This is a genomic window from Streptomyces sp. NPDC052043, assembly GCF_044548235.1.
GTDB lineage: Bacteria > Actinomycetota > Actinomycetes > Streptomycetales > Streptomycetaceae > Streptomyces.
On record NZ_JBIUBT010000023.1, the window covers coordinates 1 to 22,160 of the forward strand.

The window sequence follows — 22,160 nt, forward strand, 5'->3', positions numbered from 1 at the left end:
GACATCGCCACGCAGAAAGAAGAACCTGCACGGCTCGCTCTCAGGCTGACGAAGCGACCACCGACCCGGCGAACCTATGCGGTCACAGCACTAGCTCCGTACTTCGCGGGTCACTCTTTTGCACAGCCTCCGAGCTTGATCACCGTCCTCAGGTGATCGTGCTTCGGCGGGTTCTGTAACTCGGACCGCTGCGCTGATCGGTGGCTGACCGCTGCGATCTGTTGATCTTCCCGATTGGGCGACTGGCGGAGAACAACAGATCTAACGCCGGGCTGGGCCGACACCCACTCGACCTGCCAACGGCATTGAACGCCGGGGCACCTGTCCACCACTGGCACTACCCGCAGTACGCCCTCGCTCAGCAGTCGTAGCTCTTGAGCGTCTTCGAGGCACCGGTGGCCGACTTCAGGTAGTCGTTCTCCGACTTCAGGCTGTCGTTCTCCGCCGTCGACTCCGCCAACTGCACGACCAGTCCGGCAGCCATGGACAGGAGCCCCTCGTGCTTCGTTTGGAGCTCCTCGTGCTCTTCCTGAAGCCCTTTGTACTTCCAGGCGAGGACCCCGATGGTGGTGGCGGCCAGAACGCTGGCGCCGGCCTTGACCACGATCCTGGCTTTGCCGAACTTACCTCCGGCTGGCTCGGCACCGTCCTTGCCGATGCAAACGCGGCCCGTCTGGTGCGAGTGCTGCTGGGCCTCGCCGAGATGGTCGCTCTGATACGAGCACGTTCCGCATTGGTAATGGGTCATCAGTCGTTCCTCTCCCCCAGGGGGATGAGCCTGCCACAGATCACGTGCTTCCGGCGACCACTTGGTCACCCTCCGTACGCCCGCCGACGCTGAGGGGAAGGACGCACACCTACACAGGCGGCGCGCCCGCTGGTTGTGGGCTATTATGGTCACTTTCTGTGACAGCTGCAGGCGCTGGTTAGTGACTTCTACGAGTGGCCTCTGTTGTCCCGGTCGCCAGCTTCCGACGGCGCGCGTCGGGGCGCTCGACGAGCCCACAGGTCAGCCCCTGCTCCAGGGTGCCGGCGGCAGGAACAGCGCTCTCTCAACAGAAACCAAAGACGACGGCAGCTCGTATCTGCGGACCGCGTGACTTCGGGCAGGTCATCGTCACCGGGCGGAACGCCACGCAGACCAAGGTCAGGGGCTGACGCGCTTATAGGAACCTCGAGGACAGCGCTGACACGCTGGCCGATGCCTCTATCGTGAACGTCGGGCCACTGGGCCAGGACGATGAAACGGCTGCGGATCACGCAATGAGTGCCGCCGACAGGTTGAGTGATGCCCGCTTCTGAGCATCGCAAGCAACCGTGTCTCACGGGGATTGTGGTTGCGCTGAGTGACAGACGAAGCGAAAGGACGATCCGAGTCGGCTGTCGGTGCGGACGGGTGTATGGGGCTGTACCTAGGCACTGTTCGTCAAAAAGATCTTGCCAAGGCGGCGTAGACGCCAGGCATGATGTGCCGGTGGGACATCTTCCTGTCGACGTGCGTGCTTCGCTTCGGCTCTTCGCCTTCTACCTGGCGAACGGCACCATCGACGTTGACCTGCTCGACGGTTTTGACTACCGACCAACGCTCTTCCGGTTCGGTTCGTCGTTGGAACAGATCTTCGCGATCTATGGCAATGTGCTACAAGTCGACACGAACGGCGAGGTGCTGAACGACGGGGATGCGCAGTACCGCGTCGCTCAGTGGATCCGCAGTTGTTGCGACCCAACTTATGAGGTCGAGCCGCCGTTCGAGGCTTGGGAGACCGAGCTCCACGGTCCATGAATGAGTCAGCAGTCCTCGTGGAGGATCACACCCACATCAGGACCGAGGCAAGGGTGACTGCGCCCGCCGGGGCATGCGCGTCCCCGTCCTCGCGGTCGACGACGGGGCCCTGGGCTTCTGGAAGGCCCTGGCCGAGGTGTTCCCCGAAACCCGCGAACAGAGGTGCTGGGTTCATAAAACCGCAAACGTGCTCGACGCCATGCCGAAGTCAGCGCAACCGGGCGCGAAGAAGGCCGTCCAGGACATCTGCAACGCCGAGGACAAGCAGCACGCTGAGGCAGCGATCACGACGTTCGCTCAGCTCTACGGCGCGAAGTTTCCCAAGGCCGTCAAGAAGATCACCGACGACCAGGACCAGTTGCTGGCGTTCTTCGACTTCCCTGCCGAGCACTGGATCCACCTGCGCACCACCAACCCCATCGAGTCCACCTTCTACACCGTCCGCCTGCGCACCAAGGTCACCCGCGGAGCCGGCTCCCGCACCGCCGCTCTCGCGATGGTCTTCAAGCTCGTCGAGTCCGCCCAGCAGCGGTGGCGGGCCGTGAACGCACCCCATCTCGTCGCTCTCGTCCATGCCGGGGCCCGCTTCGAACGCGGCCAGCTCGTTGAACGGTCGCAGACGACCGCTGCATGAACAGGGTGGTGGGCTTGCCGCGAAGTTCGAGATTATCCGGTCATGTCGGATGGCATTCGAAGTCACGGCCGAAATAGTTCTTGTCGCCGATCAGCGTCTGGCGGGGCCGGGCCGCGACGAGGTCCGATTCGGCCGCGATCAGGTCCAGCAGGGTCTCGCGCTCGTCGGCCTTGGCTCCGGTCAAGGCAAAGGCGACGGGCAGGCCCTGGAGGGTACACACCAGGTGCAGGCGCAAGCCCCAGAAGAACCGGCTGTGGCTGGCGCAGTAGCCGTACTGGGCCCATCCCGCCAGATCCGAGCGTTTTACGGTCTCCCGGGAGCGGCCGCATTCCACGGGTGTGGAGTCCACGATCCACACGTCGTCGCTCCACGTCGAGGTACTGGCGGCCAGGATCCGGGTGACCTGACGGAGCAGCTCGGCTGCCTTGCGTAGTCGTTTGTTGTAGCCGGGCTGCTGCGGCAGGTACGGAAAGAGGTGCCGCAGGTGGGTCCGGGCGTGCCGGAGCCATCTGGCCTCGGAGGTGAACCCGAGCATGGCCTGCATCATCGCAAGGGTGACCCGCTCGGCGTCGGTGAGCTTCGGCGCGATCCCCGTGGCAGGTCGCCATGGTGCCAAGTCCGGACGCGCCTTCAGCAGGTCGTCGGTTGCCACATAGAGTGCTGTCGCGAGGGTGTCCGGGTTGTTCGTCACACAACGTCTTGGGCGCCCTCGTTCTTACCCCCGCCAACAGCCCCTGGAAGGACATCTACGGCGTCACACGGAGTCGACCCACTCCTCGCGAAGCATTCCAAAGAGCACGCAGTCGTAGCGCTCCCCCTCCACCAGCACAGCCGACCGTCGGCGGCCTTCCTCACGGAAGCCCAGCCTGGTGAAGGCACGCACGGCGCGCTCGTTGCCACTCCAGGTGTCCAGCTCCAGCCGGCTCAGGCAGTACGCACCAAACAAGTGGCCCACGAGCAGCCGCAACGCGTCACTGCCGTGGCCGCGGCCCCAGAACTCCCGCTCGCCGATGGTGACTCCCAGCGTGGCCACTCCGACGTAGGGGTCGAGGTCCCGGTAGTCGGCCATGCCTATCACTTCCCCGCCTGCCAGGTCCTCGACCGTGAACACGGCCGACTCCCTCGGGCTCAGCCGCAGCATGGTCTCGAAGCCGAGCCCGATCGCTTCCGCTGTGACCGGACCGAAACACGGGTCACCACCTGCGGCCCAGCGCACCACCTCTGGGTCATTGCGCCAACGGAAATGGTGCTCAGCGTCTTCGGAGCGCAGCGCGCGCAGTCTTACCAGCTTTCCTTCGAACATCGGGCAACCCTAATCGAGCGGAAGGATCACTCAGGGCTGGCGGCGCATACGCGAACGTCCACGGCTCGCCCGCATCACTCGGTCCATGCGACCGTACTGACCCCTTGGAATTGATCATCGAGCTAGCCGTTCAGTCGAAGGGGGCAGGACGTTCGAGCAGGAGGACGGCGAGGCCCGCGGCAGTGAGGAGGGCGCCGGTCAGGGTGATGGCGTGGTGGCCCGGGGGTTCCAGGAGGCGTCCTCCGAGGAGGGCGCCGACGGCGATGCCCGCGTTGATCGTTGCGGAGCCCGCGGCGGACCCGGCCTCGACACCGCGGGGAGATATGCGCAGGATGCGGCTCTGCAGGGCCGTGAGCATGGCGGCCAGAGCCAGGCCGAGCAGGGCGACCGCCGCCATCGCGGGCCACGGATGGCCGCCCGCGACGGCGAGGACCGCCAGGGCCGCGGTCAGGAGCGCCACCGTGCCGGCCATCGTGACGCGGGCGTTGCGGTCGCACAGCGCACCGGACACCCAGGTTCCGGCCAGGCCCGCCAGGCCGTTCGCCAGGAGCACCGCGCTGACGGTGTCCGGGGACAGACCGGCGGCCTGGGTGAGGAAGACGGCGACGTAGGTGTAGAAGGTGAAGACGCCGGCGACGGCCAGCCCGGTGGCCGCTATCAGCAGGGTGAAGCGCGAGCGGCTGGGGTGGGGGGCAACGGACGCCGCGTTCCGTGCCGTCGGGGTCGGTGGCAGCAGGAGCGCGACGGTGACCCCGGCCACCAGGCCGAGGGCGCTCATGACCAGGAACGGCACCCGCCATTCGGTCCGCTGCCCCAGCCAGGTCCCTGCCGGGACGCCGACCGCGCTCGCCAGCGGGATCCCGCTGAACAGCGCCCCCACGACCTTGGCGCGCACCGCTTCGCGGAACATGCCCGTGGCGGTCGTCGCGACCACCGACAACAGCACCGCATGGGTCAGCGCGATCAGGATCTGCGTCGCCAGCAGGAAGGCGTAGCCGGGGGCCAGGGCGGACAGCAAGGTGGCCGCGGCGAAGACACCCAGCAGGGCGGTGAGCAGGCGGCGGCGCGGGATGCGTCGGGTCGCCCTGGTCAGGGGTACCGCGGTGACGGTGACCACCAGTCCGTAGCCGGTCACCAGCAGCCCGACCGACGATTCCGGCACGTCCAGCCCGGACGCGATCTGCGGCAGCAGCCCGATCGGCAGGCTCTGCACGGTGCCGTAGACGAACAGCGCCAAGGTGAGAGCGGCCACCGCGGCCACCGCACGGGCCCGGCCGACCTCTCCTGCCGTTCCGGAAGGAATCACATGGGTACGGCCCTGCATGGGCACATGCCTTTCCAGCATGCCCACCCACCCGGGAGCCGAACTCCCAACGATCCACCGCCACTTGGGCGACAGCTGACGCGCCGAACTCTACGGCCCCCGCCGGAGCAACTCAATGGACCCGCAGCTTCCGACCTGCGCGCCCCACCCGCGCGGGCGGGGCCGCGCCGGATGTCGAGGACCGCCCGCCCGGCCATCGAACCGCGCTCCGGGTGATCAGTGCTCCTGGGCCGTCGGGCGCACCATGATCTCGTTGATCGCGGCGCGCGAGGGCTGAGTGATCATGAAGGTGATGGAGCGGGCGATGTCCTCTGCACGCAGCCAGGCGTCCTGCGGCAGGTCACGGGCGGCGAGGCGCCCGCTGCCGGTCGCCATCTCCGTCAGGGTCAGGCCCGGTTCGACCAGCCCCACTCGGACGCCCCGTCCGGTCACCTCCTGGCGCATGGCCTCGCTGAACGCGCACACCGCGTGCTTCGTCGCCGAGTACACGGCGTTGTTCCTGCGCGCCACCCTGCCCGCGACCGAACTGACGTTCACCAGATCGGCGACCCCGCGGGCGCCGTCCGCCGCCGCGCGCAGCAGGTGCGGCAACGCCGACCGTGACATCCCGAGGACGGCGTTGAGGTTGAGGTCGACCATCCGTTCCCAGTCCGCCGGGTCACCCTCCTCGACGGGACCCATGGCCACGTAGCCGGCGTTGTTCACCAGCACGTCCAACCGCGCGAGGCGAACGACGGCGGCCTCCACGACCTGACGTGCCTGCGCCGGATCCGCCAGGTCGGCGGTGAGAACGGCGCACGAGCCGCCCTGTTCGCGGATGCTCGTGGCCAGTTCCTCCAGCCGTCCCGTACGCCGGGCGACGACCGCCACGGCCGCGCCCTGCCGGGCCAGCTGCCAGGCGGTCGCCGCACCGATGCCACTGGACGCACCGGTCACCAGAGCCGCGCATCCCGACAGGGGCGCTTCGGCGTCGGTGCTCGGCGGCGTGTCGCTCCGGTCCGCGGCCCCCGCGTGTCCGGCATTCGGATCCCTCACACCCGTCACCGCCTTTCACGGATCGCGTCCGCCGCCCGCTCCCACCGCGACCGGCGATGTGCTGCCTCCTCTCGCAGCTTGCACCAGGTGGTCCGGGACCGCCTCCCGCCGACGCCCCGGCGATCACTGGCCGTGGTCCGGGACGCTCCCCTCGGACAGCGCCGCGCCGCGCAGGTGCTCGGCGAGCGCCACGGTGGCCGTCGACGCGCCGCGGCCTTTGACGCCCCACGCCAGCAAATGGTGGCGGCGGGCCCAGGGATCCTGGAGTTCGCACACGGTGAGGGGTTGGCCGGGGTCGATGGCGCGGCGGGGTACGACGGCCAGCCCCACGCCTGCGGCAGCGAGGGCGACGAGGACGCCGAGGTCGGCGACGGTGGTGCGGTAGCGCGCCACCGGAGCGTGCGGCCCGAGGTGCTTCTCGATCCAGCGGCGCAGCGAGGAGCCGGCGTCGAGCCCGACGAGCGGGTGCTCGGCGACCTCGCTGTAGGTCAGCGAGGTCCGGCCGGCGATGATTCCTCCGGCCTGGCCGACCACCACGAGGGAGTCGTCCCCGAGGGGCTCCATGCGCAGGCCGCAGTCGCGGGCCTCGTCGTCGACGACGACCCCCAGGTCCGCCTCGCCGTCGGCGAGCATCCGCACCGTCTGCGGCGTCCGGCTCTCGCACACCGTGACGTCGACGTCCGGGTGTGCGCGGAGGAACGAGACCAGGGCCTGCGGCACGAGCCGGTGCATCGCGGACCCGCCCGCCAGCAGGGTCAGCGGAGCGGTCGGGGACCGGGTGTAGCTGGCGACGGCGCTTTCGAGCCGCGCGGTCTGGTCCAGCACATCGCGTGCGTGGCGCGCCAGCGTCGTCCCCGCCGGCGTGGGCCGCACCCCCCGTCGTCCGCGGATCAGCAGGGCCACGCCGGCGTGGTGCTCCAGCGAACGCACCCTCGCGCTGGCCGAGGGAAGGCTCAGGTGCATCCGATCGGCGCCCGCCGTGATCGACCCCTCCGTCACGATGTGGAGAAAGAGCCGCAAGTCGTCCAGGTCATAGCGCACCCTCCCAGCCTAAGGCTCCGGCTTAGGCTGACTGCGCCGATTACGCATTGTGGACCCACCGGTCGCGCGGCGATGCTCAGCGGGTGTCGGAGTTGTTTCCTGTCCTGCTCGCCGGTGTCGCCGCGGGGGTGCTGAACGCCATGGGTGGCGGGGGCACCTTCGTGGCGCTGCCCGCTCTGGTCGCGTCCGGTCTGCCGCCGGTGACCGCGAACGCGTTGTCGCGGGTGGCCCTCGTGCCGGGAGCCGTGGCCAGTGCGTGGGTCTACCGGGGCGAACTCACCCCGGTCGGGGCGACGCCGACCAGGGCGCTGACAGCGGTCAGCGCGACCGGAGGCGTCATCGGTGCCGGTCTGCTGCTGGCGCTGCCGGCCTCGTCGTTCGACGCCGCGGCGCCGTGGCTGCTCGCCCTGGCCACGGTGGTCCTCGCCTTCGGGCGCCACATCTCCCGGGCGGTGCGCGCGGTGCGGGGCCGCTCGGCCGGTATGAGTTCCCGAGCCGTCCTGATCGGACAGTTCTGCCTGTCCGTGTACGGCGGTTACTTCGGCGGTGCCGTAGGCATCATGATGCTGGCCCTGTGGAGCATCGGTCTCGGCCTCGACGCCGCGGCCAGCAACCCGATGCGGATCGTGCAGCTCGCGGCCGTCTATCTCGGCGCGACCGTGCTGTTCCTCATGGCCTCGGACGCGCTGAGCGCTCCGCTCGTCCTCACGACCACCCTGGCCGGGGCGGTGGCCGGCGGCTTCGTCGGCGCCCATGTGGCGCGCCGCCTGCCCGCCCGGCTGCTTCGCGGCGTCATCCTCACCACCGCCGTCATCATGACCGTTCTCTACTTTCTGCGTGGCTGACCGAGATGAGCGAACGCGACATGGGTGAGGCCACGCCGTACACGGACGCGGCGCGAGCGAGGCTGGTGACGGCCTACGACGCCTGCGTCCTGGCCGACCTCGCGCGGGCCGCGGTTCCCGTCGGCGCGCGCGAGCTGAACGGCGACGGGACCACCTGTGCGCCGGGGGCCGTGCTCGCGGACGCCGCGCGTGTGCTCGCGGCCGCGCGGCGGTTCTTCGACAGCGCCGCCGTGTTCGAGCGCCTGGGCGGCGCCGACTGGCAACTGATCGGTGACGTCCTGGGGGTGTCCGCGCAAGCGGCGCGGGCTCGCTTCGCCATGGCCGAGGCCGGCTTCCGGGAGGACCTGCTCCCGGCAGGGGGAACCGGTTGCACCGAAGCCGGTGAAGCCAGCGAAGCAGGCTGCCTGCGGGCGCACATGGCCAGGGAACCGCTGGAAACGGCCCTCGACCTCGACGAGTGGGTACTGCGCCATCAGGACGGCGACGGCGATCTCGGCACCGCACCGGTCTCCGGCGGCTTGGCCCGCGCCGATCCCGTACGAGACGCCGGGAAGCGCTCCTGACCGGCTGCTCAGGGAGCCGTGGAGTGTCGAACGGGGTCGGCGTGGGTTCCGCGGCCCTCACCGCCTGCCGGCGTGCGCCATGAGCAGCGGCTGGAAGAAGCCCGTCTGCTGGGGCATCCGCCACTCGGGGTCCACGAATCCCGCGTCGGCCACGAGGGCGGACAGCCGGTCCCGGCCGAGTGCCCAGTAGGTGGTCCGGCGGACCGCGACCCGCCATCGCCCGCCGTCCGGCAGGAGCTGGAAGTGCTCCAGGTCGTAGTGCTCGCCGTCCTCGTGCCAGTGCCAGAGCTGGAAGCTGATGGTCGGTTCGGAGCCGTCCGGGGGCCGGTGGACCTGCGGAGGCGCCGAGGCGGGGCGGGTGCGCAGCAGGTCGTCGTAGGGGCGCGTGCTGATCAGCAGCAGGCCACCGGGGCGCAGCACGCGGCGCATCTCCGCCAGGGCGGTGCGGACGTCCTGCTCGGTCAGGAGGTGGGGCAGGGCGTTGTCGGCGCAGACGACGGCGTCGAACCGGCCGTCGGGGAACAGCAGGTGGCGCATGTCGGCGGCGGCCGTGGACAGCGTCAGATTCCGGTGGGCGGCCTCACGCGCGGCGCGGGCGGCGGCGCGGGGGCTGAGGTCCGTCCCTGTGACGCGGTGCCCCCGCAGTGCCAGGCCGATGGCCTGCGTGCCGATGCCGCAGGAGCAGTCGAGCACCGCCGCGCGGCCTTCGCCCATGAGCGCGTCCAGGGCCTCGCCCTGCCGCCGCATGCTCGCGTCCCAGTCCGCGTAGATCAGGTGGTAGTCGTCGGCCAGTTCGTCGTAGAAGCGTGCCACCGATGTCTCGGGCATGGCCCGAGGCTAGCCTCCCGGACGGGGAGTCGACCGCGATGTGGTCAGCTGCCGCTCTCGCAGGTGAAGGGACCGCCGGGGCCGAACGCGAGCCGCGCGAAGTTGTCGGCGATGCGGCGGTGTCCCGCGGGGTCGGGGTGGATCTCGTCGGGCAGCGGGAGTTCGGCGTAGTCCGCCTCGCCGTACAGGTCGCGGCCGTCGAGGTGGTGCAGGTTCGGGTCGTCGGCCGCCCGCTGCTCGACGATCCGGGCGAGTTCGCGGCGGATGACGTTGAGCGTCAGGCGCCCGGCGGCGCGTTCGGCCGGATCGCCGGTGGCCCTGAACCGCAGGGTCCCGCCCTGGAAGTCGGGCGCGAGGGGTCCGGGGGTGTCCTCCTGGACCGGGCACAGGATGGAGGACACGACCAGCAGCGGCGTGGTCGGATGCCCCTCGCGGATGGTGTCGAGGAAGCCGTGGACGGCGGGGACGAAGGCGCGCAGGCGCATCGCGTCGGTGTTGACGACGTTGATGCCGATCTTGACGCTGATCAGGTCCGCGGGGGCGTCCCGCATCGCGCGGGCGGTGAACGGGTCGAGCAGCGCGCTGCCACCGAATCCCAGGTTGACCAGTTCCACTCGACCCTGTGCCGCGGCCAGGGCCGGCCAGATGGCGGTCGGGTGGGCGGCGTTCGAGCCGTGGCTGATGGAACTGCCGTGGTGCAACCACACCCTGCGCCCGCTGAGCGGGGCCGGCTCGACCGGGGCGTCGGTGCGCAGGGCGACCAGTTCGGTGATCTCCACATGGGGAAGCCAGATCTCGACGTCCTTGTCCCGCGCGGGCAGATCGGTGAACCGGGCGGTGCCGGGAGGCCCTTCGAGGAGTTCGGCGGACTGGGTGGCCATGTCGAGGACGCGGACGTTGCCGCCGGTCACCGTGTCCTGGGCCGCGAGTCGGCCGTCGACCAGCAGGTCGTACACGCCGTCCGCCGGGGCCGGGAGCCCGCGGTAGGCCCTTTTGGTGGGCAGGGTGTCCAGCTCGACGGTGGTCGCCCGGGTGCGGAAGGCCAGCCGTACGCCGGACGGCTGCGCCTCGGCCATGGCCAGTTGGTCGTCGGGGATCTGCCGACGCGCCCTGGCGGGTAGCCGGTGCGGCAGCAGGCCGTGCGCCGTGCGCTCCACGTCGAGGGCGCCGCGCAGGAGGTCCGCGGTGACGGGTGTGGTGATCCAGCCGTGTTCGGTGTTCATCGTCTCAGCCTGTTGTCCAAGGGTCGGAGCATCGAGGGAACCCTCGATCCGATAGCGATTATGCAGCTGCCTAATACCTTTAGGCAAAAACTGTCTGTCTTCCCCGCACGCCTTGAGGAGAGTCGGCTCGTGGGACGGTGCCTCAGGTGGTGCGGCCGACGAGATCCTGGGTGCCGAGGACGGTGAGGAGGGCGAGACGTTCGGCGTCCTCGGTGCCGGGTTCGGCCGTGTAGACCATGATCCGCAGGTCGCTGCCCGCCACGGTGAGGACATCGCAGTCCAGCGTGACCGGCCCGACCTGCGGGTGGTCGACCGTCTTGCGCGAGGCCTCGTGGCGGCCGGTGGCGCCCGCGTCCCACAGCTCGGCGAACCGCTCGCTGCCCCCGCGCAGTTCTGCGATCAGTCGTTGCAGCCGCTGGTCGGCCGGGTAACGTTCGGCGGCCACACGAAGGTCGGCGACGAGCGCGGCCTCGTGGTCGCGTTGCGCCCGCGGTGTGCGCCGGGCTCCGGTCCCCGGGCCGAGGAAGTGGCGCCACACGCCGTTGCGCTCGTTGCCGCGCCGGCCGGACGGGTCGCCTATCAGGGCCGCGTACGGCGCGTTGGCCAGAAGCAGGGTCCAGGACGTGTCAAAGACCGCCACGGGCGTCCCCGTCAGCCGGTCCAGCAGCCGCTGGACGCTCGAGGTGATGTACGCCGGAACGGTCTCGGGGCCCGGCGGCGCGAGCCCGGCCAGCCGGAACAGATGCGCGCGCTCTTCCTCCGACAGCCGCAACGCCCGGGCAGGGGCCTCGACGACCTGGGACGAGGGGTTGGTGGCACGGCCCTGCTCGAGCCGGGTGACGTAGTCGACGGAGATCCCGGCCAGCATGGCCAACTCCTCGCGCCGCAGCCCGGCCGCGCGCCGCTGCCCGCCGGACGGCAGCCCCGCCGCCTCGGGCGGGACCCGGTCGCGCCAGCGGCGCACCGCTTTGCCGAACTCCGCCGTCGCCATGCGACCAGTCTGCCCCCGCCGGCCGCGTGCCTGCCTGGTACCGCTGGTCCCAGGAAGACGGGACGCCTGGCTGCGCGGGCGGGCGGGGCGGATCGTGGAGGCATGACGACAACACTGATCACCGGAGCGAACAAGGGCCTCGGTTACGAGACCGCCCGCCGCCTGATCGCCGCAGGCCACACCGTCTACGTCGGCAGCAGGGACGCCGCCCGGGGCCGCCGCGCCGCCGAGCGGCTGGGTCAACAACGCCGGTATCGAGGCGCGCGGTCCGAACAACGAGGTGGCGGGAGCGGCTGACGTCACCGCCGACATGATGCGGGAGGTCTTCGAGACGAACGTCTTCGGCACGGTACGGGTCACCCACACGTTCCTGCCGTTGCTGCGGCGGTCCGCGTCGCCGGTCGTGGTCAACGTCAGCAGCGGGCTGGCCTCGCTCACGCACCTGTCCGACCCGGGCCACCCCGCAGCCTTCTATCCGGGGGTCGCGTACCCGGCGTCGAAGACCGCGGTCAACATGATCACCGTGCAGTACGCGAAGGCGTTCCCGGCCATGCGGATCAACGCGGTGGAGCCCGGCTTCACCAAGACGGACCTGAACGGGAACACCGGGATCCAGACGGTAGAGGAGGGCGCCGAGATCATCGTCCGCATGGCACAGGTCGGCCCGGACGGCCCCAGCGGCGGGTACTTCGACATGACGGGGCCGTTGCCCTGGTGAACGCCTGCGGCAGCGAGGCCGGTTACGCCTGCAAGGATCGGGCCGAGCGGGGCGGCTCCTCGAACAGCACTCTCAACGCGACCTCTCGGTAGTGCTGGATGTGCCGCAAGGAGAGGTCCGCGGCGCGTTCCGCGTCTCCGGCCGCGATCGCCTCGTACAGCCCGCGGTGGTCGTCCCACAACGGGTGGGGATCGTCGATCTGCTGGAAGAGCCAGCGCAGTCGTCCCTCGAGCGAGCCGAGCGTGGTGCTGAGCAGGTCGTTGCCGGCGAGTTCCATGATTTGGTGGTGAAAAGCGGCGTTGGCGCGCGAGATGCGCTCGGGTGTGCCGGACATGGTGGCCTGCCGTGCCGCCTGCAACAGCTTGGCCAGGTGCTGAAGTTGGTCCGCGGTCGCACGCTCGGTGGCGCGGCGTGCCGCCAGGACCTCCAGTGCCTCGCGCATGTCGAAGAGGTTCTCGACGTCCTCGCGGGTCATGCCGCGCACGACGATACGGCGGGGCGACAGTGCCTGGAGGAACCCCTCGGACAGCAGAATGCGGATCGCCTCACGCACCGGCACGCGTGAGACCCCGAACTCCTCCGCCACTTCGCGCTCCATGAGGCGGTCTCCCGGTCTCAGCCGGCCGGTGATGATGCGGTCGCGCAGGCCCTCGCAGACCTGGTCGCGCAGCCACATCGAACCGTTGGCCGAGGCGGCGGGCTGCTGTGCCGTCGGGGCGGCATCGGCCGCTGCGGACTTCTTCGGGTTCACAAGCCCTCCGGGCAGGTCGAGGAAATTAAGGTATACCAAAACCTTGACGGGGAGTTCGCGCACCTCCATTTTAGGTATACCAAGCCGACGAACGGCCTGGCTGTGACCTTGTTGCCCGTTGTCCTGGTCCCGCCTGGACCCCGTCCTGCCCCGGCGCTGGACCGTGCCCTTTTCACCTCCTTTCCCCTGCCGAATCGAGGGTTCACCATGAGTGCCTCAGCAAGACAGCCCGTCCCAGGGGCTGCCCCGGCCAGCACCCGAGAGGGGGACGTCGAGACCGCACGCGGTTCCGCCTCCCCCGGGGGTGCCCGGCCCAGCCGGGTGCGTTGGACCATGTTCGTGCTGCTCCTCGGTGTCGTCGCGCTCAACTACATCGACCGCAGCTCCGTCTCGGTGGCCCTGCCACTGATCACGAAGGATCTCGGCCTCTCCAAGGAGACCACCGGCTTCGTCCTGAGCGCGTTCTTCTGGACGTACGCGCTGATGCAACTGCCCAGCGGCTGGCTGATCGACCGCTTCGGCCCCCGGTTCATGGCATCCGGCTCCTGCATCAGCTGGGGCGTCGTCCAGGCGCTCACCGCAGGCGCGACGGGTGCGGGCTCCCTGCTCGGGCTGCGACTCGCGCTCGGCGCCGTCGAAGCCCCTGTGATGCCGGCCGGCGGCAAGCTCAACGCCCAGTGGCTGCCCGCCCGGGAGCGCGGCAGGGGCGCGGTGCTGCTGGACGGCGGTGCCCCGCTCGGCGCGGCGCTCGGCGGCGTCATCATCACCGGCCTGATCACCTGGACCGGCAGCTGGCGTGCCAGCTTCGTCGTCGCCGGTGTGCTGACCTCCGCCGTCGGGTTCTACGCGGCCTGGTACATCCGCAACACTCCGCGCGAGCATCCCCAGGTCAACGAAGCCGAGGCCAGGTACATCGAACAGGCCCACGCTGTGGAGGATGCGCAAGGGGAGAAGGGCGGTCGCGCCGGACTGCTGCCCTACCTCAAGCACCGCTCCTTCTGGGCGATGTGCCTGGGCTGGATGGGCTTCAACGGCGTCTTCTACGGGCTGCTCACCTGGGGGCCCCTCTACCTCTCCGAGGCCAAGGGCTTCGACATCTCGACGCTCGGCTGGTCGACTCTCGCCATCTTCGGCGCCGGATTCGTCGGGGAACTCGCCGGTGGATGGCTGTCCGACCGCTGGCAGGCCAAGGGCACCCCGATCAACACGGTCATGCGCACCCTGCTGGGCGTCGCCGGTGCCGTCGTCGTCGCCGGACTGCTCGGCGTGGTGCTGGTGCCGGACGCCCTCACGGCCGTCGTCCTGCTCTCCACCGTACTGTTCTTCCTGCGCTGGGCGGGCCTGTACTGGTCGCTGCCGTCCATCCTCGCGGGCCGCGCCAACGCCGGGATCGTCGGCGGCGCCATGAATCTCTCCGGGAACATCGCCGGCATCGTCACACCGATCGCCGTGGGCTTCATCGTCGGCGGCACGGGCTCCTACACCTGGGCCCTTCTGTACTTCGTCGGCGCGGGTGTGCTCTTCACCGCGTCGTCCCTCGCCCTCGACTGCAGCAGGAGGCTGACGACCCGATGACGACGTTCCCGACGACCTCCACGGTGACGACTGCGCCGATGCGCGCGAAGCCAGACGGGCTGCCCCATCGGCTCGGCATGCTCACCCCGTCCTCCAATACCTGTCTGGAACCGGTGACATACCGGCTGCTGGGGACCACCGGCGCCGACGCCGCCGTGACGGCGCACTTTGCCCGCGTGCCCGTCACCCGCATCGCGCTGGACGGCGATTGCGACGCGCAGTTCGACACCGCGCCGATGCTCGCCGCCGCCCGGCGGCTCGCCGACGCCAAGGTCGATGTGATCGCCTGGAACGGCACCTCCGGCTCCTGGCTCGGCGTCGACCACGACCGCGCGCTGTGCGCCGCGATCACTGAGGCCACCGGCGTTCCCGCCACCACCTCCACCCTCGCGTTGCTCGACGCCTGCGCCGCGTACGGCGTGACCCGGCTGGGGCTCGCCCTGCCCTACACCCGCGATGTGGCCGAGCGGATCGTGGCGACGTACGGCGAGGAGGGTGTCCGGTGCGCCCTGGAGGCCGAGCCGTTCGGGATCAGCGACAACGAGGCCTTCGCCCGCATCCCGGAGGGCGAGGTCGCCCGCCAGATCCGCGACGCCGCGCGCGGCGCCGCCCACGCGGTCGCCGTAGTGTGCACCAACGTGCACGGCGCCCGGAGCGCCGAAAGGCTCGAACAGGAGCTGGGAATCCCGGTGTTCGACAGTGTCACCGCGACCCTGTGGAAGTCGCTGGACCTGGCCGGCGCCGCCCCCGCGCTCCCCGGCCAGGGCACCCTGCTGCGCACCGGCAGCCTGCGCGCCCGCTTCCAGGAGGTGCTGGCGGATCTGCTCGCCGCGACCGGCGCCGACCGCACCACCTTCCGCGTCGACCTGCCCGAGCACGGGCTGCACGTCGACCTCACGGCGGGCGAGGCGCACCGCGAGGGGGTGCGGTCCATCCGCCGTGACGCCTCCCTCGACCAGCGGCGGCTGAACACCGTCGAGTGGCTGGAGTGCAACCGGACCCCTCTCGTCCAGCCGCACTTCGAGGCGGTGCCGCACCCGCCGCAGGCGCTGATCGATGTCTACGGAGTGCACGCCCAGATGCTCGGCCCCGTCGAATACGACGGCGCCCTCGCGGGCTGGCTCTCCGTGCACAGCATGGAGGAGCGCGACTGGTCCGACGCCGACACCGCCGCGCTGGCCACCGCCACGGCCCGCATCCACAGCGCCCTCGACCACCGACTCTGACCTCTTCGCACGAAAGGCGAACCGCACCGTGACGCAGGAAAGCATCACCCAGGCCACGACGACCGGTCCCAGGGCCACCAAGGACATCAAGATCGCCCTCGGTGTCGACGTGGACGCCGTCGCCGGCTGGCTCGGCTCCTATGGCGGCGAGGACTCCCCGAACGACATCCAGCGCGGCGTCTTCGCGGGCGAGGTCGGCACCCCGCGGCTGCTGAAGCTGTTCGAGCGGTACGGCATACGCACCAGCTGGTTCATCCCGGGCCACTCCATCGAGACCTTCCCCGAGCAGACCCGGATGGTGGTGGAGGCGGGCCATGAGATCGGTGCCCACGGCTACTCGCACGAGAACCCGATCGCGATGACCCCCCGGCAGGAGGAGGACGTCCTCGCCAAGTGCGTGGAACTCATCGAGCAGTACACCGGACGCAAGCCGCGCGGCTATGTCGCTCCCTGGTGGGAGATGTCGCCGTACACCGCGGAGCTCCTGCACAAGTACGGCTTCTCCTACGACCATTCGCAGAACTATCGCGACTTCACCCCCTTCTACGCGCGCGTGGGTGACGCCTGGACCAAGATCGACTACACCGCGGAGGCCAAGGACTGGATGAAGCCCCTCATCCACGGCCACGAGGTCGATCTCGTCGAGTTCTGCGGCAACTGGTACGTCGACGACCTGCCGCCGATGATGTTCAACAAGCACGCCCACAACAGTCACGGCTACGTCAGCCCGCGCGTTCTGGAACAGGACTGGAAGGACCAGTTCGACTGGGTCTACCGGGAACTGGACTACGCGGTCCTGCCGATCACGCTGCACCCCGATGTGAGCGGCCGCCCCCAGGTGCTGCTCATGCTGGAACGCTTCATCGACTACGTCTCCGGCCACGACGGGGTCGGTTTCTGCACGCTGGAGGACGCGGCGGACGACTTCCGCCGCCGCTTCCCCTTCGACGGACCCGACCGGCCGGCCGACATGCGCTGAGCCCGCGTGCGGAACGGCCGCCTGAACCGGTCGGTGGAGGGCGGGCGTGCGGCCCTCCACCGACCGTGGTCGTCGGCGCTCGCCGATCAGGAAACCGGCGCCGCGTGCACGCCGAAGCCGCGGCCGGATCGAGGTGATCCCGAGGGCTTGCCACGGGTCGTGTCGGATCGTGTACAACCGTTCGCATGATGATCCGCACAGGTGGCCCGGAAGACGCGGCCGACATCCTCACCCTGCTCGACTCCGCGGTCGCCTGGCTGGCCGCCCACGGCCGCACCGGGCAGTGGGGTGACCAGCCCTGGTCCTCCCGCCCGGCGGCCGTCGACCGCATCCAGGCCTACACCCGCGACTACCTGGTCCGGATCGCGGAGGAGGACGGCCGCACGATCGGGGCCGCCGTCCTGGCCGAGGAGCCGCCCGCGAGTGTTCCGCCGGTGGAGGAGCGCGAACTCTACGTCCGCAACCTGGTCACCGACCGGGCCCGCACCGGCTCGGGAATCGGCGCCGCGCTGATCGCGGACGCCCTTGACGAGACCCGCCGCCGGGGCATCGGCCTGCTCCGCGTCGACTGCTACGCGGGTGGCGACCGCCGCCTGGTCGAGCAGTATCAGCGCCTCGGCTTCACACCGACCGACGGGTTCGAGGTCGAGCGGCCCGACCAGGAACCCTGGCCGGGTCAGGTTCTCGAGATCCGCACCTGATGGATCCGTTGCTGCTCAGAGCCCGTGGGCTGTGGGAGGACCTGGGTTCAGCGACGGTCGCGCATGCCGAGGCCGACCAGCTGGTGCCGGCCGTCGGCCCGAGCCCGGCTGAGCCTGTGGAGCTTGGCGGTGGAGGCGTCGGCCCGGCGAGGCTCAGGCCTCGCCGGCCATGCGGAAGGTGGGCGGGAACAGTCTGTTGGGTGTGCGCCGGTGCAGATCGCGCTCGGTGTAGGCCGATCGCATCCGGTCGAAGAGTTCCTGCGCCTCGGCCTTCATGGCCACGAGGTCCAGCCCCGGAAGAGTTCCCTGGTCGGCGACCGTCCGGCCGGCGACCACGGTCATCCGCACGTCGCGCGCGGAGCCGCTCATCAGGAGCGAACGCAGCGGATCGTCCACGACGCCCAGTCTGAAGTCGCTGAGGTCGAGCACGACGAGGTCGGCCTGGGCGCCGGGCATCAGTCTTCCGAGGTCGTCACGACCGAGGGCGCCGGCGGCGTTGAGGGTGGCGGACCGGAAGTAGTCGGCCGCGCCGCCCGCGTCGAGCCTGCCCTCGACGAGCTTGGCGATGTTGCCACCGACGTCCATGCCCTTGATCAGGTCTGGTGGGTAACTGTCCGTTCCCAGTGCGACGTTGACGCCCGCGGCGCGGTACCGGTCGAACGATCGCAGGGCCGTCCCGTACCGGAGCGAGGTGAGTGGACAGTGCACGACGGTGACATCCGCGTCGGCGAGTTTCCCCAGCTCCTGATCGGTGGGCCGCCGGCCGTTCTCCGCGTCCGACCCGAAGAGGGCGTGGGGAACGAACAGGCGGCACTCGAGGAGTCCAGTGCGTTCCAGGAGCTGCAGAGGTGTCGCGTCGTACCACTGTCTGAGCAGTTCGAGTTCCCCGGTGCCCTGCATGCAGTGGATCCTGACAGGCACATCGTATGCGCGTGCCAGTTGAGCGGTGGCGCTCATGAGGTCCAGGGACATGGTCTCGATGCGGCAGGGGAGGAGGGCGCCGTGCACCAGGGGGTTCGCCGAGTCGGCCGCGTGGTCGAGGAAACGCCGTGCGTCGGCCAGGCCTTCGCGGCCACGCTCGTGGTCCCAGAGCACGTCCCGCCGGCCGGTGGAGCGGACGACGTTCACTCCGGAACGGAAGCTGGGGCCGGCGTAGGAACGGAGTCCCAGGTGGGAAGCCGCCTCCGCGATGCCGACGGCGTCTTCGAACGTTTCGGCCCAGGAGCTGTGCACCTCCGAGGCGATGGGCATGAGCGTGGTGACGCCGTGCAGCGCCAGCTGGGCCATCGCGTACGTGCGGATGAATCGCCGCTCCTCGGGGGTGAAGACATCGCGCCGCGGGGTGTTGAAGTAGTCCTCGGACCACTGGTGGCCGTCCCTGAGGGTGGGGTCGGCCCATGAGTCGAGCAGGGCGTGGTCGATGTCGGCCAGGGCGTCCAGGTCGATGAACCCCGGACTGATCAACGCCGCGCCCAACTCGATGCGCCGGTCGGTCTCACCTTGCCAGCGGCGGCCCACATGGAGGATGCGATCGTCTTCGTAGACGATGTCCGCGTCCCGGTGGAGAACATGGTCGCCGTTCTCGAAGCCGATGATCCAGTCTGCGTGCAGAGCGGTTCTCACGAGTGATCGTCCTTGCCGTCTCGCCGGTTGATGTGGGCCGCCGCCGCGCCGCACGGCCGGTCGAAGCCGCCGCGTTCGCTGGTGGCAGCATTCCGGTGCGGTCGCACCGGCCGTGGGTCGGTGGCCTGGTAGCTGTCGAACCCGAGCGCCGGAGGCCCCGGTTACCCGGCCGGGGTCACGGAGGCGTTGAGGTTCGCGAGGGTGGCCCGGAGGTGGTCGGCGCTGCGGCGGATGAAGGCCTCTCCGTCATAGGGCTCGGCTCGGAACTGCTCGATGGTGGGCACGTCGCCGTTCGCCGCGCGGGCGGCGTACTGGTGGGCGAGTCGGAACAGCTCCTCCTTCTCGCTCTCGACCAGGTCGGGATGGAGCGAGAGCCAGGCCGGGTCGGACAGACCGATGGGGACGGCGAGAGTGGGGCCGGCGGGCTCGATCGATGCCCACAGATCCGGGTTCTTCGCGTTCAGCGCGTCCAGCAGCGCGGCCCAGTCGATGACGCCGAGGCCGCACGGGGAGAAGGTACGGGCGAGTCCGTGATCGGTTGTCGAAAGGAGCGAGTCCCGCAGATGGGTGGCGCGCACGTAGGGCGCGACGCGCCGTGCCGCCGCCACGGGGTCCTCGCCCCGTACGAGCACGTTGGCCGTGTCGAAGGTGATCCCGAGCGCGTCGGGGCCGACGGCCTCGACGAGGCGGACCACCTCCGTGCTGGTGATCTCCTCGTGTGTCTCGATGTTCAGGTGGCTGCCGTAGTGGCGTGCGACGGGGGCCAGTTGCCGGAGGAACTTCTCGATCGCCACCAGCTGATCCGACCAGGGAGCGTCGGTACGGAACCTGTCGATGGCGTAGTAGCCGGGCAGGTCGGGCTTGTAGTTGCCGCAGGCCACCCAGAGCTCGCCGCAGTCGGCGCCCTCCCGGCAGGCCTCGATCATCTTGGTCATCCCGCGGGTGTAGTCGCCGTCTCCGAGGACGCGCACCTCGGGCGCCTCGGCGGCGGCGTAGGGATTGACCTTGGCGAGTCCCATCTGGAGGTACAGGCCGAGGTGGTCGGCGTGCCGGCGCAGCTCCCTGAGGATGCCGCGGTCGAGGGTCGGGGTGATGTCGAGCACCGTGCGGAAGTAGACGCCCTCCATCCCGAGGCTGTGGGCGTGGTCGAGAATCTCCAGCGGGGTGTGCTGGGCGGCTCCGGGGATCTTGCGGCCGTCGACACCGATCTTCATGGTCTCTCCTTGTAGTGGCCGTCGCGGAGGACGGATCCTGGTCAGGCGCTGTGTGGTGCGGCTGCCGGCGGGCGCACGGTGTGCAGGCGCCCGGGATGGGCGGGTGGCCCCGTTCGGGGCGGACGCGCCGCGGCCGGCTGGGGTGCGGTGGTCGTCGGTGACCGCCTACCGGCCCCATTCGGAGAAGCGCAGGTTGGCGGCGTAGGCGAAGTGCCTGACGTTCGAACCGACGACCGCGGTGAAGCGGGCCCGGTACAGGATGATGGTCGGCGACTGCTCGAGCCACTTCCTGACCAGTTCGTCCACGATGGGCTGCTGCTCGGCGACGTCCGCCGTGCCGCTGAGCCTGTTCAGCAGCGGCGTGGTTCCCGGGATGCAGATGTGCTGGTTGTTGAACGGGCTACCGCACGTCAGCTTCTTGCGCAGCTCGTAGCCGCCGATCGGAGTGCTGTTCTCGAAGAGGAGACCCGCCTGGTACTTGCCGTCGTTGAAGAGCGTGGAGAAGTCCGTCGGGGCCTTGGCGTCGATGTCGACCCGGACACCGATGGCCTGCCACGAGGACTGCAGAACGGCGGCGAGGTCGGAGACCCCCGGCGACGCCGGGTTGATCATCAGACGGAGTGTCGGGGACTTCTCTCCGGAAGCGGCGAGCAGCCGTTTCGCCTTGGCCGGATCGTAGGGCCTGGCCGGCTCCAGTCCGTGTCGGTAGCCGGCCATTCCGGGCACGAGCGGCCCGTAGTAGGAGTCACCGTAGCCGTAGGCCACCGCCTTGATGATCCCCTGGTAGGGGATCGCGTAGGTGAGTGCCGCACGGAACTTGGCGTTGCCGGTCAGCCGGTCCGTATGGTTCAACGAGACCGTCACCGGGGTGGCGCTGGGGGCGGTGACCACGGTGCAGCAGTCTTCCTTGCTGAGCTTGCTGACGCTCTGCGGAGGCAGTCCCAGCGTGACATCGGCCTGACGGCTCTCCGCTTGCAGCAGCAGGGTGGAGACCGACGGGATGAAGTTGACCCGGACCGTGGGCTCGAGGGCCTGCTTTCCGTAGTAGTTGGGGTTCCGCTTCAGGATGGCGTGATTGTTCGGTACGTACTCGGCGAGCACGTACGGGCCGCTGCTGCTCGCCGTGTGGCTCTGGAGCCACTGGTTGGGGGAGTTCGGCTGCACTCCGCCATGGGCTTCCACCTCCTTCGGATCGTAGATCGACCCCCGGCTCTGGGCGAGGCTGTACAGGATCGCCGGATTGGGCTCGCGCAGCCGGAGGACCACGGTGGTGCTGTCCGGTGCGTCGACGCCGACGACGAGTGGCGGATCGGTGATGCCCAGTTGCAGCGAGAGGGAGCCGCAGGCACCCATTTTCAGGGTGCGGTCGATGGAGTACTTGACCGCTGCCGCGTCGAGGGGGTCGCCGTTGGCGAATCTCGCCCCGGGCCTCAGCCTGAAGGTGTACGTCCTGCCGTCGTCGGACACCTTCCATCCGGTGGCCAGGTCGGGTTCCACCTTGCTGGGGTCGGGGTCGGCCGTGGTGACACCGTCGGCGCCGGTGGTGGTGGAGAGTGTGACCAGGCGTCCGTAGAAGTTGCTGGCCAGGCTGTTGTCGTCACCGGGGCAGACGAACGCGGGATCGAGGCTGCTGATGCTGCTGGCCCAGTTCACGGTGAACGGCCGCTTTCCGCCGCCGGTCGAGACGGGTTGGCCCGAGACGCTGCAGGCCGCCACCGTCGTCATCACAGCGGTGAGCGCTGCTCCCAGGGCGGTGCGCCTGCCGATGGCCCTGGAGGGCTTGTGACGAGGCATGAGCTTCTC

19 protein-coding genes and 3 pseudogenes are annotated in these 22,160 nt (G+C 69.9%); 9 read left to right on the forward strand and 13 right to left on the reverse strand.

All coding sequences use genetic code 11. The features are described 5' to 3' along the window. Positions 1–358 precede the first annotated feature (358 nt). Positions 359–748 carry a hypothetical protein gene (locus ACIHCX_RS36465; protein ID WP_400037389.1) on the reverse strand — a complete coding sequence of 130 codons (390 nt, stop codon included), beginning with the start codon at positions 746–748 and terminating at the stop codon, positions 359–361. 726 nt (positions 749–1,474) lie between these two features. On the opposite strand from ACIHCX_RS36465, the gene ACIHCX_RS36470 reads away from it, so the two are divergent. Further along, positions 1,475–1,783: a hypothetical protein gene (locus tag ACIHCX_RS36470; RefSeq protein WP_400037391.1), complete on the forward strand. Its 309-nt coding sequence runs from the start codon at positions 1,475–1,477 to the stop codon at positions 1,781–1,783. A gap of 58 nt (positions 1,784–1,841) precedes the next feature. Next, positions 1,842–2,417, forward strand: a pseudogene (locus ACIHCX_RS36475) (transposase); the annotation flags it as partial. Positions 2,418–2,472: 55 nt separating this feature from the next. Here ACIHCX_RS36475 and ACIHCX_RS36480 read toward each other — a convergent pair. The 5 genes and pseudogenes from ACIHCX_RS36480 to ACIHCX_RS36500 form a co-directional block, all read right to left on the reverse strand. Further along, positions 2,473–3,108, reverse strand: a pseudogene (locus ACIHCX_RS36480) (transposase); the annotation flags it as partial. Positions 3,109–3,171: 63 nt separating this feature from the next. Then, on the reverse strand, positions 3,172–3,720 hold the full coding sequence (locus ACIHCX_RS36485) for a GNAT family N-acetyltransferase (protein WP_400037393.1): 549 nt from the start codon (positions 3,718–3,720) through the stop codon (positions 3,172–3,174). A 130-nt stretch (positions 3,721–3,850) separates the two neighbouring features. Then, the gene (locus ACIHCX_RS36490) at positions 3,851–5,065 is read right to left on the reverse strand and encodes an MFS transporter (protein WP_400037396.1); all 1,215 of its coding nucleotides are present in this window, start codon (positions 5,063–5,065) and stop codon (positions 3,851–3,853) included. Between the two features lie 195 nt (positions 5,066–5,260). Next, positions 5,261–6,079, reverse strand: coding sequence for an SDR family NAD(P)-dependent oxidoreductase (locus ACIHCX_RS36495; RefSeq protein ID WP_400037398.1), 819 nt, complete (start codon positions 6,077–6,079; stop codon positions 5,261–5,263). A 123-nt stretch (positions 6,080–6,202) separates the two neighbouring features. Further along, positions 6,203–7,120: a LysR family transcriptional regulator gene (locus ACIHCX_RS36500; protein ID WP_400037400.1), complete on the reverse strand. Its 918-nt coding sequence runs from the start codon at positions 7,118–7,120 to the stop codon at positions 6,203–6,205. 83 nt (positions 7,121–7,203) lie between these two features. Here ACIHCX_RS36500 and ACIHCX_RS36505 point away from each other — a divergent pair, with 83 nt between their 5' ends. Both ACIHCX_RS36505 and ACIHCX_RS36510 read left to right on the forward strand, forming a co-directional pair. Next, entirely contained in the window at positions 7,204–7,965 is a 762-nt protein-coding gene (locus ACIHCX_RS36505) for a sulfite exporter TauE/SafE family protein (protein ID WP_400037402.1), read from the forward strand. A 5-nt stretch (positions 7,966–7,970) separates the two neighbouring features. Beyond that, positions 7,971–8,528 (forward strand): hypothetical protein, encoded by a 558-nt coding sequence (locus tag ACIHCX_RS36510; RefSeq protein ID WP_400037404.1) that lies wholly within the window; start codon positions 7,971–7,973, stop codon positions 8,526–8,528. Positions 8,529–8,585: 57 nt separating this feature from the next. On the opposite strand, the gene ACIHCX_RS36515 is transcribed toward ACIHCX_RS36510, so the two are convergent. From ACIHCX_RS36515 to ACIHCX_RS36525, 3 genes are all read right to left on the reverse strand, one after another. Next, positions 8,586–9,356, reverse strand: coding sequence for a class I SAM-dependent methyltransferase (locus tag ACIHCX_RS36515; protein ID WP_400037406.1), 771 nt, complete (start codon positions 9,354–9,356; stop codon positions 8,586–8,588). A 44-nt stretch (positions 9,357–9,400) separates the two neighbouring features. Then, positions 9,401–10,579 (reverse strand): GDSL-type esterase/lipase family protein, encoded by a 1,179-nt coding sequence (locus ACIHCX_RS36520; protein WP_400037408.1) that lies wholly within the window; start codon positions 10,577–10,579, stop codon positions 9,401–9,403. Positions 10,580–10,721: 142 nt separating this feature from the next. Further along, positions 10,722–11,570, reverse strand: coding sequence for a helix-turn-helix transcriptional regulator (locus ACIHCX_RS36525; protein WP_400037410.1), 849 nt, complete (start codon positions 11,568–11,570; stop codon positions 10,722–10,724). A 102-nt stretch (positions 11,571–11,672) separates the two neighbouring features. Here ACIHCX_RS36525 and ACIHCX_RS36530 point away from each other — a divergent pair. Continuing rightward, positions 11,673–12,288 (forward strand): annotated as a pseudogene (locus ACIHCX_RS36530) (SDR family NAD(P)-dependent oxidoreductase). Between the two features lie 22 nt (positions 12,289–12,310). Here ACIHCX_RS36530 and ACIHCX_RS36535 read toward each other — a convergent pair. Next, positions 12,311–13,102: a GntR family transcriptional regulator gene (locus ACIHCX_RS36535; RefSeq protein WP_400037412.1), complete on the reverse strand. Its 792-nt coding sequence runs from the start codon at positions 13,100–13,102 to the stop codon at positions 12,311–12,313. A gap of 270 nt (positions 13,103–13,372) precedes the next feature. Between ACIHCX_RS36535 and ACIHCX_RS36540 the strand changes: the two genes are divergently transcribed. From ACIHCX_RS36540 to ACIHCX_RS36555, 4 genes are all read left to right on the forward strand, one after another. Then, on the forward strand, positions 13,373–14,614 hold the full coding sequence (locus tag ACIHCX_RS36540; protein ID WP_400037414.1) for an MFS transporter: 1,242 nt from the start codon (positions 13,373–13,375) through the stop codon (positions 14,612–14,614). A gap of 38 nt (positions 14,615–14,652) precedes the next feature. Further along, a complete protein-coding gene (locus ACIHCX_RS36545) occupies positions 14,653–15,840 on the forward strand; it encodes an aspartate/glutamate racemase family protein (protein ID WP_400037416.1) in 1,188 nt (395 codons plus the stop codon). Positions 15,841–15,868: 28 nt separating this feature from the next. After that, positions 15,869–16,819, forward strand: a complete 951-nt coding sequence (locus ACIHCX_RS36550) for a polysaccharide deacetylase (protein ID WP_400037418.1) — start codon at positions 15,869–15,871, stop codon at positions 16,817–16,819. A gap of 188 nt (positions 16,820–17,007) precedes the next feature. Further along, positions 17,008–17,520: a GNAT family N-acetyltransferase gene (locus tag ACIHCX_RS36555; RefSeq protein ID WP_400037539.1), complete on the forward strand. Its 513-nt coding sequence runs from the start codon at positions 17,008–17,010 to the stop codon at positions 17,518–17,520. A 153-nt stretch (positions 17,521–17,673) separates the two neighbouring features. On the opposite strand, the gene ACIHCX_RS36560 is transcribed toward ACIHCX_RS36555, so the two are convergent. The 3 genes from ACIHCX_RS36560 to ACIHCX_RS36570 all read right to left on the reverse strand — a co-directional run bounded on the left by ACIHCX_RS36560 (position 17,674) and on the right by ACIHCX_RS36570 (position 22,151). Then, the gene (locus ACIHCX_RS36560; protein WP_400037420.1) at positions 17,674–19,143 is read right to left on the reverse strand and encodes a chlorohydrolase family protein; all 1,470 of its coding nucleotides are present in this window, start codon (positions 19,141–19,143) and stop codon (positions 17,674–17,676) included. A 161-nt stretch (positions 19,144–19,304) separates the two neighbouring features. Continuing rightward, positions 19,305–20,357, reverse strand: a complete 1,053-nt coding sequence (locus ACIHCX_RS36565) for a sugar phosphate isomerase/epimerase family protein (RefSeq protein WP_400037422.1) — start codon at positions 20,355–20,357, stop codon at positions 19,305–19,307. A 165-nt stretch (positions 20,358–20,522) separates the two neighbouring features. After that, positions 20,523–22,151 carry an ABC transporter substrate-binding protein gene (locus tag ACIHCX_RS36570; protein ID WP_400037424.1) on the reverse strand — a complete coding sequence of 543 codons (1,629 nt, stop codon included), beginning with the start codon at positions 22,149–22,151 and terminating at the stop codon, positions 20,523–20,525. Positions 22,152–22,160 lie beyond the last annotated feature (9 nt).

Excerpts from the sequence above, each read along its gene's own strand:
- ACIHCX_RS36525 (WP_400037410.1), bottom strand. The coding sequence starts at position 11,570 with ATGGCGACGGCGGAGTTCGGCAAAGCGGTGCGCCGCTGGCGCGACCGG.
- ACIHCX_RS36490 (WP_400037396.1), bottom strand. The coding sequence starts at position 5,065 with ATGCTGGAAAGGCATGTGCCCATGCAGGGCCGTACCCATGTGATTCCT.
- ACIHCX_RS36510 (WP_400037404.1), top strand. The coding sequence starts at position 7,971 with ATGAGCGAACGCGACATGGGTGAGGCCACGCCGTACACGGACGCGGCG.
- ACIHCX_RS36540 (WP_400037414.1), top strand. The coding sequence starts at position 13,373 with ATGTTCGTGCTGCTCCTCGGTGTCGTCGCGCTCAACTACATCGACCGC.
- ACIHCX_RS36485 (WP_400037393.1), bottom strand. The coding sequence starts at position 3,720 with ATGTTCGAAGGAAAGCTGGTAAGACTGCGCGCGCTGCGCTCCGAAGAC.
- ACIHCX_RS36520 (WP_400037408.1), bottom strand. The coding sequence starts at position 10,579 with ATGAACACCGAACACGGCTGGATCACCACACCCGTCACCGCGGACCTC.
- ACIHCX_RS36545 (WP_400037416.1), top strand. The coding sequence starts at position 14,653 with ATGCGCGCGAAGCCAGACGGGCTGCCCCATCGGCTCGGCATGCTCACC.
- ACIHCX_RS36555 (WP_400037539.1), top strand. The coding sequence starts at position 17,008 with ATGATCCGCACAGGTGGCCCGGAAGACGCGGCCGACATCCTCACCCTG.
- ACIHCX_RS36565 (WP_400037422.1), bottom strand. The coding sequence starts at position 20,357 with ATGAAGATCGGTGTCGACGGCCGCAAGATCCCCGGAGCCGCCCAGCAC.
- ACIHCX_RS36570 (WP_400037424.1), bottom strand. The coding sequence starts at position 22,151 with ATGCCTCGTCACAAGCCCTCCAGGGCCATCGGCAGGCGCACCGCCCTG.
- ACIHCX_RS36465 (WP_400037389.1), bottom strand. The coding sequence starts at position 748 with ATGACCCATTACCAATGCGGAACGTGCTCGTATCAGAGCGACCATCTC.
- ACIHCX_RS36515 (WP_400037406.1), bottom strand. The coding sequence starts at position 9,356 with ATGCCCGAGACATCGGTGGCACGCTTCTACGACGAACTGGCCGACGAC.